Annotated in this window: 4 protein-coding genes; 3 read left to right on the top strand and 1 reads right to left on the bottom strand. The window is 44.6% G+C overall.

Annotated features, from left to right (window positions below; all coding sequences use genetic code 11):
* Positions 1 to 199 precede the first annotated feature (199 nt).
* Positions 200 to 1873, top strand: coding sequence for an AMP-binding protein (locus tag C6Y39_RS02190; RefSeq protein ID WP_105929699.1), 1674 nt, complete (start codon positions 200 to 202; stop codon positions 1871 to 1873).
* A 121-nt stretch (positions 1874 to 1994) separates the two neighbouring features.
* Here C6Y39_RS02190 and C6Y39_RS02185 read toward each other — a convergent pair whose 3' ends face one another.
* Positions 1995 to 2648, bottom strand: a complete 654-nt coding sequence (locus tag C6Y39_RS02185) for a dUTP diphosphatase (RefSeq protein ID WP_105929698.1) — start codon at positions 2646 to 2648, stop codon at positions 1995 to 1997.
* 683 nt (positions 2649 to 3331) lie between these two features.
* Here C6Y39_RS02185 and recC point away from each other — a divergent pair.
* Together recC and recB are read left to right on the top strand one after the other, a co-directional pair.
* Positions 3332 to 6961 carry an exodeoxyribonuclease V subunit gamma gene (gene recC, locus C6Y39_RS02180; RefSeq protein ID WP_105929697.1) on the top strand — a complete coding sequence of 1210 codons (3630 nt, stop codon included), beginning with the start codon at positions 3332 to 3334 and terminating at the stop codon, positions 6959 to 6961.
* Positions 6958 to 10962, top strand: coding sequence for an exodeoxyribonuclease V subunit beta (gene recB, locus C6Y39_RS02175; protein WP_105929696.1), 4005 nt, complete (start codon positions 6958 to 6960; stop codon positions 10960 to 10962). The genes recC and recB overlap by 4 nt, the downstream gene beginning before the upstream one ends.
* Positions 10963 to 10969 lie beyond the last annotated feature (7 nt).

The following is a 10969-nucleotide window of genomic DNA, read 5'->3' as shown; positions in this document are numbered from 1 at the left end:
TTTTGCTTGGATTACCTATAAAAATTAAAAAGCCTTAACTATAAGGAAACTAAATTCAGCGCTCAAAGTGTTGTTATTCATCGCAAATAATGTAAACGCTTGTTTAAAAGGCTTGTTTTTCAATTAAAAATAGGGCTTATTAGAAGTCTGTGAAATCATTGTAAAAATGATCTACATTATAACAACATATGAGTGACTTATGCCGCTAGACATGACAGCAAATACTACGGAAGTAATAACATCGCCATTGAGTATGTTGTACCACTGGGAAAAAAGCCGAGGGGACGACGTATTTCTTACTCAACCAATAAAGGGTGAATATCACGATTTCACTTGGAAGCAAGTTGCTGAACAGGCTCGAAAAGTCGCTGCACGTCTTCGTGAAATGAATTATCCTGCTGGCAGCCGCATAGGCATTTTTTCAAAGAACTGCGCAGAGTGGTTTATCGTTGACCTTGGCATAATGATGGCCGGTCACATTTCTGTTCCAATATTCTCCACAGCCGGGCCAGATACCGTCCAATACGTGTTAAAACATGCAGACGTACAGCTTTTATTCGTTGGCAAACTAGATAATACTGCAGAACAGGTTGCTTCTATTCCTGCCGAGTACCTAACCGTTGCTTTCCCTTATCCCAATATCGCTACCAAACAGCAATGGGATGAATTCATGGATATTGCGCCTATTGATGATTCGCCGGTTCACGACATGGACGACATCATGACTATTATCTATACGTCGGGCAGCACAGGTCAGCCAAAAGGCGTTGTTCATAGCTACAACACTGCATGTTGGGCGGCCCGTCGATCGTTAGATCAGTTGGGTATAAACCAAGATGATCGCACCATGAGTTACCTGCCGCTCGCACACATTACTGAGAGAGTGCTTGTTGAGCTTTCAAGCTATTACAGCGGCGGGAAAATCCACTTCGTAGAAGATTTGGCAACCTTCCAGCGTGACGTAGGTCACTGCCAGCCAACCTTGTTCATCTCGGTTCCTCGCCTGTGGACGAAGTTCCAGATGGGCGTGTTGGCGAAGATGCCACAGAAGAAGCTAGACACACTGCTGAAAATTCCAATTTTGAATAAGATTGTAGCGAAGAAAATTCGTAACGGCTTAGGAATTAACAACGCTCGCTTATGGGCTAGCGGCTCGGCGCCACTTGCACCAGCGGTAATAGAATGGTTTGCCAAAATAGGCATCAATATTTCCGAAGGTTGGGGGATGACCGAGAACAGCGCTTATGGTACAGGTAGCGTTCCATTCCGCCACGATAAAATAGGATGTATCGGTAAACCGTATGATGGCGTTGACATTCGTACTTCTGAAGAGGGCGAAATTCAGGTTAAGTCGCCATGCAATATGTTGGAATATTATCTCGAGCCAGAAAAAACTGCCGAAGTCTTCACTGAAGATGGTTACTTGCGAACCGGAGATAAAGGCGTTATCGATGCTGACGGCTACGTTAAAATTACGGGCCGTTTGAAAGATATATTTAAGACGGCTAAAGGCAAGTATGTGACGCCAGCGCCTATTGAAGCTAAGTTTATGGAAAACCCAATTGTGGAGCAGGTGTGCGTTACGGGAACGAACCTACCTCAGCCTGTCGCTTTGTTGGTGTTAAGCGAAGAGGCCCAGAAAAAAGATAAATCGGGTATTGAAGCAAGTCTTAAGAAAACCTTCGACGCTATCAACGCTAAGCTGGAAAGTCATCAGGTTATGGATCGTGTGGTAGTGATGAAAAACGAATGGAGCATTGAAAACGACCTGCTTACGCCAACATTAAAAGTAAAGCGTCACGTATTAGAAGAGCGTTTCGAAAATATTATTCAGGGTAACTACAGCGACAAATTAGTGTGGGTTGATGCGTAGGCGTGCCAATTAGCTCACTCGAATTTGGTAAATATCAAAAAAGCTCTGTCATAGACAGAGCTTTTTTCTTGAACGCTCAGTTAACTGCTGCTTTATCGTGTTAAACGAAATGCAACCACGATCAAGAAGGATAGCGAGCGCGTAAACCTTCATAAACCAGGTCGCTAAACTCAGGCTTAGTTAGGTCAAGTGCGTCCATAACTTCTACTAAATGCTCGTTATCTTCACGGCCTTCCCATACTTTTTCGTAAGTCCCTTCCTTGTAACCATTATCTTGGCGGAAAAAATTAAGTACATTCTTGCCTACGTATTGACGATACAGTTCGTCGGCCGACATTTCGCACTGAGTTACAATGAACATGAATAGGGGAACACTAAAGCGCTTAGCGGCACAGAGCCCGGTCATTAACTCTAAATTATCAAGAAGCGATTGATTTGATGCGTCATAGTCTTTACCGTCAAACGTAACTAATGTATTGCCGCTTGCCAGTTCAGAGGCAATGCTTTTAGCAGATTCCTCAATATCGCCTTTGTATTCGATAATGCAGGCGCTTAATGCAAAATGCCAAATATCAACTAACTCCATTTGAAGTTGAGGCAAATCTTTCTGCTGCGCCTTCCACCATTTCCAGCCGTGATGTTCGATAGCCTCAACCGACTCGACCATTGCCGCACGAAGGTAGCCATAACCTGCGTTCAGCCAGTCTGGGTTTACTTTTGCGTTCATTTTATCTTGAAGAGAAAGCATGGTGGCGAGTTGTTGCGCGGTTAACATTGTTGCTCCTGACCGTGAAATTATATTGCGTTTTATGAAGATGAAATTGTACTTGAATGGTGCTTTGTGAGAAACCGCTAATTATCGTTTAAAGGCGAGTTCATCCTTACTATTTGGCTTTATGCGCATTGGTATTTCCCCGTGCTTGCTTGTGGTGCATTTGCACCAAGCTTAAACCTTAAGTATAAAGTACACGGCTCGAAAAATATTTAAGTTATTGATATTTACATATTAAAAAGTTGGCACTCAACATGCAAAATCTTAAGTGTTAACAGTGCTGCGCAGTAGCGCTAACGTGAATGAGTGCCAGGCAACGCTTATTCACGTTGTTACTGAGTAGACCGTAAACCTTACCCATACAGATTTTTCGTGTCCTGAGGTCTGTGTGGGTTTTTTTTGCTCGAAAAACGTGGCTCTTACACCTTTTCTTTTATCCGCTTGATCACGTTCAATGTTTTTATCTATGAAACATCAACTCGCACATCGCTAATGAAAGGCGCGAATGAAGCTATTGTAAAAAGACTCCCACCGTTATTTTTTACGCATAAGACATTTGCTTATCTAATTTTTAGAGAAATAACTTAACTACTTTGTTGAATACGATACACTAAATTATAACGTCGACGATGTGTGCACGGTATCTACACTGTATCTAAAAGCACGTTCTACAAAGGATTTTTCGATTGCTTGCGCTATATCCCTCTAACAAATTAGAACATTTAAGTTTTCTTCTTACTACGCTTTTACGTCAACAGCCTTTGGGCGTATTTACGCCGGAAACAATTTTGGTTGAAAGCCCCGGCATGCAGCACTGGGTCAGTATGCAGTTAGCAAACGAACACGGTGTAGCGATGAATATCGACTACCCGTTGCCGGTGCGCTTTATGTGGAATACTGCGCGTACGGTACTAGGAACTGATAAGGTACCAAAGCAATCGCCTTATCGCCGAGAAGTGTTGACGTGGCGAATAGATAATATTCTTCAAGATAGTTCGTTAATGGATAGCGACGCATTCGAGCAGGTAAACAAATACTGGCAGAGCGCAGGCAGTGAACAAGAGCAAGGGTTACAACGTCTTCAGCTTGCAACAGCATTGGCTGACGTTTATGAACAGTATTTACTTTACCGCCCAGACTGGCTATTCAAATGGGAGAATAATGAGCGCGCCGTCTTTGATGGCATGGAAATATGGCAAAGCGAAATTTGGCGTATTTTAGCGAAAGATCAGCCCTTGCATCCTGCTCGCTTACACCAAATGACGCTAGAAGCACTCGAAGCGGGAAAAGTGCCAGCTAACTTGCCCAAGCGTGTCATTGTTTTCGCTATCAATACCATGGCTCCCCAACTTATTGCGTTTTTTGACGCGCTCGCTCAGCATATCGATATTCACATCTTTCATCTTAATCCAAGTGTCAATTACTGGGGGGAAGCGAAAAGCAGTAGCGAGCAAGCGAAGCTACTTCGTTTAGAGGGGCTCAAAAAGTGGATGGAAGAAGACCAGTCTAACCCTTTGCTAGGTAATTTAGGCAAGCAAGGACGAGAGTTATTTAACCTGCTTACTGAGCTAGACACGTTTGAGATAAGTGCATTTGATTCGCCAGATTTTGAAGGTGTAGGCGAGGGGAATAGTGCAAACGAACAGGTTAATGGCAGAGGCCTGCTCGAATATATCCATAACGACATATTGCACGCTGCACATCCTCAGCCAATTGGCAGTCAATTAAAAGAAAACGACGACAGCGTTACCGTGATGTGCACCCATTCAGCGCTTCGAGAAGTCCAAGTATTACACGATCACTTATTGCATTGGCTTTCTCAAGACAAAAATCGAACACCTTCTGATATTTTGGTCATGTGCCCTGCGATAGAAAATTATGCGCCCTTTGTAGACGCAGTATTTCACAGAGTAGGCACCAAATCTTTAGCCGGTACTGGGCAGGTGCGTCTCCCTTGCACCATAGCCGACAGAAGCCCGATGGATGCGGAGCCTCTCATTGCCGCATTCATGGCGTTACTCCAGCTACCGGATAGCCGTTTTGGTGTGTCAGATATTTTAGATTATCTTCAGCTTGATTCTGTTCAAAAGCGCTTTTCTGTGTCTCAAGATGATATCGAGCAAATGGTGGTTTGGTTGAAACAAGCGCATATCCATTGGGGGCTCAATAGTGCCCATAAAACTGCTGTTTCAGAAGGCGTTAGCTTAGACGACACCTACAGCTGGTGGTGGGGAATTCGTCGATTACTTATGGGAATGCTCGCGCCAGATAGTGAAATAATAGTAAGTGATTTACTTACTATTCCTGATGTAGAAGGGCAAAGTGCCCTTACCTTGGGCAAGCTTATCGAAGTTGTCGCCTTGCTGGGCGAATTTGCACAGGAATTAACGGCACCGCGAACACCACAACAGTGGTCAAAGGCATTGATTGCCCTTCGTGACGCCTGCTTTATGCCGATAAATGATCAGCAGCAAAGCTGGGATCTTATTGCCAAGGTTGCAGCAGATCTCGCCGCACGATGCGAAGAAGCGGGTTACGAGCACGAGTTAACGTTGCGTCAGGTCCGCGATCTTTTACTTAATCGGTTCTCTTCGCCTGATGCGGGAAACCATTTTATGACCGGCCAAGTCACCGTATGTTCAATGCTTCCAATGCGAAGTATTCCGTTTAAAAAGGTGTGTATATTAGGGTTGAACGACAGTGAATTTCCTCGCAAGTCGAGCCCCTTAGGGCTCGACCTAATGGCAGGCTCGGGTCGTCGAGTTGGCGATCGCTCTAGGCGGTTGGAAGACAGGTATTTATTCCTTGAAGCCATTATTTCAACGCGGGAAAGCCTGTATCTAAGCTACCAAGGTAATGATGTCACCAATAATAGTGAAAGGCAGCCCAGTCTTGTGTTGGCTGAATTTATGGATATGCTAGAAAATAGCTACGCGTTATCTTTAGACAGCTACGCGGTTCATGCGCCACTACATCCTTTCAGCGAGGCGGTTTTTTCTGGTGTGTTGCCCAGCTATGAGACAGGGTGGCTGCGGTTGGCCGATGCTCTTCAGCAAAATAATTCTCGAGCAAGTATCGAAAAGAGTGCTAACGACGGGCAATCCATAGAAGGCATGGCTAGCGAATCAGCAACCGATACTATCCAGCCAGCAAACGCACTTGCAGCCCAAGAATTACGCTTATCACATATGCAAATAGCCAGAGCGTTTAAAGATCCCCTTGAGCATTTTGCAATTCAGAGATTGGGAGTGAATCTAACTCAATCCTTTACCTTGCTTGAAAACAGCGAACCCTTTGAGACTAATGCGCTGCTTCGTTATCAAGTGCTAGACGCTATCTTTTCATCGCCAGAGCGCACGGCAACTGGTGAACAAGACTCCAATGAACTTACTTACAGTGAACAGGTGATCACCTATGCATCCCTTAGAGGGGATATCCCTAATAATCCTGTGGCGATGGATGAAGTGGAAATGTGGAAAGAAGGGGCACTAGCGCTGAGTCAAGCTATGGGCCCTCACGATGCGGCCCCTAAAAAGGCACAATTTAAAGGGAAATATATTACCTTCAGCACTGCGGCATTCAAAGGTAGCGATGCGTTAGTAGAGCTTTGCGCGGGAAAGGTTGACACTCACAGAGCGCTGGGCTTTTTCATCTCTCAGTTGGTTTTTTCATGTAGCGATGAAGAGACTAGCTATACCGGTTATCCACTAGAAATCTATTCATGCTCGTGGGAAAAAGGGGAAGCTACCCTGAAGAAACGAACCTTTCCTGCGTTTGAACGTGATACCGCCGCGCAATTGCTATTATTTATCGAACAGCTTTATTTGGCTATTTATTCCGCGCCAACGCCTGTGTATCTAAGCCTTTTTGACAGCATCATCCCCGGCAAGAGAAATTCTGAGAGTAAACCTATCGTAGATAGTGTAAACCCTTCTCTGTTTAACGAGGTTCTGCGCGCGCTTGTGCTAATAAATGAAAGTTCCAGCGAAGCTGACAAAGCATTGCTAAGTCAGCTTCGAATGACAATTGACGAAATATGTCCGTTCGTAGACAAAGATGATGCGCCAAACGAAGAAAAAGATGAGAAGGTTCAACAGATAGTTGCTCATGCCGCGGCGCTTTTTGAGAGTGTCGAATTGCAGCGGGCGTTAACCGATTGGCAGCAAACTAGCGGGCAATTTAGTGCGGATATAGCGAACAACCCTTACCTTAACTGGCTTTTTCCTCAAGGCGTTAGTTGGAATGATGTACCGCATCTTAGTGCATTTATGTTACTAGCTATGGTGAACAACGCATCTCAAGAGGAGAAGTTATGAGTAATATTACCCCATCCTCTGGTAACGACATGTCAATCGATACGCAGCGCCACGCCAATGAGCAAGGCAAGGATAATGCACGGCTACTCGATGTCGTGGCAATGCCGCTTAAGGGGCGTCATCTTATTGAGGCCAGCGCTGGCACAGGAAAAACCTTCAATATCACCCGGTTGTATTTACGTTTGCTACTAGAGAAAAAGCTTACCGTAAAAGAAATATTGGTAATGACTTTTACCAAGGCTGCCACCGAAGAGATAAAAGGGCGCATTGCTAAAACCTTGAGAGAAGCGTTACTGATTTGGCAAGAAGCTAAAGATAATGGTAATAAAATTAAAGACGACTGCGACCCTGTTTACCAGCATCTTTTTAATAGCTTTGATATTGATGAAAGTTTGGCTTTATTAAAAGCAGCGCAACTTGAGCTAGATGAAGCGTCTGTGTTCACCATTCATGGCTTCTGTCAGCACGTGATCACGCAGCTGGCGTTTAACAGTGGCTTTGCCATGTCGTTAAATTTAGGCAATGACACGGGCGACTTGTATCTTCAGGCAGCAGAAGATTACATCCGAAAGGTGAGCAAAAGTGAAGATGACTTTCGGCTGTTGGCAGAGTCTGGCTGGCATACACCTGAAAAGCTATTGCTTGAATTTGGTACCAGCATAAAAAGTACTCTGACCCCACTAATGCTCAGCGAGCAAGATATCGAGCATGCCTTTCAAAAGCAGTTGGATGAATTGCCTGATACATCATTGGCTTATGTAAAAACCTTGTTGCAAAGCGTGGAAGAAAACGAAGGGTTATTGGTTGAGCAGCTTATTAAAACCCCCGCACATAGAAAAGAACGGCCGCAGGAATTAGCTGCGCTAAAAAGCTGGTTGCGCTCGTGCGTAGAGAATGCACAGTATTATTTACCACCACCTGAAGCAGAAGCCTTTGTTAAAGGAACTCGCTATGCGAGAAATTCCTCTGGTGTTAAGGAAATCCTAACACCTGTTAAAGAATTTGCTGCTACGTTGAAAAAGGTATTTGGCGAAAAAGAAAAGGCCCTTGCTAAAGTGCCGGTATTTCAGCTGATTGTAGAGGCTATTGGATTTATAAAAGGGCGTGTTGATAAGCAGAAAAAGCAGCTTGGCCTTATTGATTTTGATGATCTAATTCGCATGCTGGCTGATGAGGTAGTGAAGCCAAACAACACACTAGTACCTGAACTTCGCAAAAAGTTTCCAGTGGCGCTTATCGATGAGTTCCAAGATACGGATGCCAAGCAATACGCTATTTTGGACGCGGTTTATCCCAATGCATCAAGCAATTCGACCTCACAAACAGAAGCAGACCTTTTAAACGATAACGAGGAAAGCGCGTCGGCTAGAGACAGTGCGCTTCTAATGATAGGCGACCCCAAACAAGCTATATATCGCTTTCGCGGAGGAGATATCTTTACCTATTTGAAAGCCGGTAGGCAAGCAGACTATCGCTGGGTCATGAACACAAATTGGCGTTCAGTAGAGGGAATGGTAAAAGCTTACAACCGATTATTTTATGGCGCACCTGTCGCATCGAATGCACCCACAGATGTGTTTGGCTTCGACATCAAATATAACCCCGTTGAATTTACGTCTAAAGCGGCAGCGGCTAAAACACCGTTGGTAGACCCTGCTAATCAACGCAGCGCAATGAATTACGTAAGCATGTGTTTGGAGGATAAAGAAAATACCAACATCATGCGTCGGAAAATGGCCCAATGGATTGCGCAAGAGATCTATCGCTTACTTAACGAGGCACACTTTGAATTAAGAAATGGCGAGGCTAGGCCTGTAAAACCTCAAGACATCGCTATTTTGGTGAAAGACAGAACTGAGGCTGGGGCTATTAAAAATGTGCTTCAGCAAAAGGGGTTAGCCTGTGTGTATTTGAGCGATCGAAGCAATTTGTTTGCTAGTGCCGAAGCGAAGGATGTCCTCAGGCTGCTTAACGGTATATGGCACGCAAACGATACGAGTAAAGTCGCTTCTAGTTTAGCGTCCCCGCTTTGGGGCTATAGTCCACAGATGCTTATCGAACTGCTTTATCACGAAGATGATGCAACGTGGGATAGAGCGATGGACAAAGTATTGTCTCTGCGGGATATGTGGCTGCAAAAAGGATGCATGAGTGTGCTGTTGCACCTAATGCAAGATAGCTATACCCCTCACGCTGATAGCGTGGAGCGAGCGCTAACAAATTACCAGCATCTTGCAGAAGTGCTAGAAAAAGCCAGTACCACGCACCAACGACCTGAACAGCTACTCGACTGGCTAAATAAACAAATTCACAAGCCAGAAAGTGACGAAGAGCTTACGTTACGCCTTGAAAGTGATAGCCAGCTAATTCGTTTAATCACGCAGCATGGTTCAAAGGGCCTTGAATACCCCATTGTGTTTATCCCTTATGCAACGGGCTATCGTGATGCGGCAAAAAATGGTAATTCGACGTCTCAAATATTTACCTACTACGATGAAGAGAAGCAAGATTTGCAAATGCAGCTAGGTCAAACTGCGCAAGCCATATCTCGGGTTCAAAGTGAAAGTGAGGCAGAAGACATGCGCCTTGCCTATGTTGCGGTAACGCGTGCAGCACATCGTTGTTACATGGGGGTTATTCCACTGGCAAATAACGAAAAAAGCGCATTGGCGCGCGCTTTAGGCGTGAGTGGGGAAGAAGGATTGGGTAATGACTGGTCGAGTGTATTACGCCGTGTGGCCGAAGAAGACGAATCTCATGCAAGCTATATAGACGGTGATGAGTTTGTGGAAGTGTATTCAGGCTTTGAACAAAATGAAGTCATTCCTCAACTTACGGCACTTCAATTTAACGGCACCGCAAGCGAGGAATGGCGGCTTTATTCGTTTTCAGCCATGAGCCGTTTAACAACTACTGGCCCAGTGAATAACGCTGAAACAGCCGAAGACACAAACCAAAACCTTCCAAGTGTCCCTGTACTTCAAACTATTCGTGATGAAGAAATATTCGCGCTCAATACATTATCTGCTGATGGTGAGATTCTCGATGAGACGACGTTACACCACAACCCATTTGTCGAAATGAGTTTAGTGACCCGGAGTGACTTGCGTTTTACGCTTGAAAAAGGAGCAAGCGCGGGTAATTTGCTCCACGATATTTTAGAGCATAGCGATTTTAGTGCCCCTACTTGGGAAGAGACGGGCAAAGAATTAGTAAATCGTTTTGGATTAGATGAAAAGCGCACGCCTTTTCTATATGCGTGGTTAGACGAAGTCTTACAAACGCCGTTATATCCTAATATGCAACTAAGTTTGAGTGATTTGACCCTTCAGCAAACCCTGCGTGAGGCGGAATTTTACTTTCCAATGAACGACACACAATGGACGTTGCTTAAAGAGGTTCTAACAAGCCATCGACAAGACGTCGCAGTTACCCTAGGTGGTGACGCTGAAGTCGCTCCACAGTTAATAACCGCAAAACTACAAGGTATGATGCATGGTTTTATCGATTTGATTTTTGAGCATAACGGGCAGTTTTTTGTTGCTGATTACAAGTCGACTTGGTTAGGAGATACCTTAGAGAGCTATACACCTTCAGCGCTTTTTAGTAACAATCAGCATCACCTTTATGACCTACAGTATTTAATTTATTGCTTGGCACTGCATCGTTATTTAAGCAATACATTGCCAGATTATGATCCCGATATTCATTTTGGAGGCGTCTACTACCTTTATTTACGCGGAATGCATCCAGAAAACGAGCAAGGGGAAGGCGTGTTCTATACTGATATACCTTCATGCTTACTTAACCAACTCGATGCTATTTTCGCAAGTAGGGATGGTACGCACACCTATCAAGACAAAGCCTATGACCTTGAAAGCGAAGCGCCTGCAAGTGAACCGCAATCGGATGACACGCTGACAAGTGGAGCGAGGGTAAACTCGTCAAGCTCAAATAATAGAGCTTCAGGTCAACAGCAATTTAGTTTCGACGACGAGTAGGAGATGT

It is taken from the genome of Alteromonas gracilis (genome assembly GCF_002993325.1).
In the GTDB taxonomy this organism is placed as follows: Bacteria; Pseudomonadota; Gammaproteobacteria; order Enterobacterales; family Alteromonadaceae; genus Alteromonas; species Alteromonas gracilis.
Note: the sequence above shows the minus strand (reverse complement) of the source record. Positions and strands in the feature narration are given on the sequence as shown.

Coding starts and splice junctions, on each gene's coding strand:
- C6Y39_RS02190 (WP_105929699.1), top strand. CDS start 200: ATGCCGCTAGACATGACAGCAAATACTACGGAAGTAATAACATCGCCA.
- recB (WP_105929696.1), top strand. CDS start 6,958: ATGAGTAATATTACCCCATCCTCTGGTAACGACATGTCAATCGATACG.
- C6Y39_RS02185 (WP_105929698.1), bottom strand. CDS start 2,648: ATGTTAACCGCGCAACAACTCGCCACCATGCTTTCTCTTCAAGATAAA.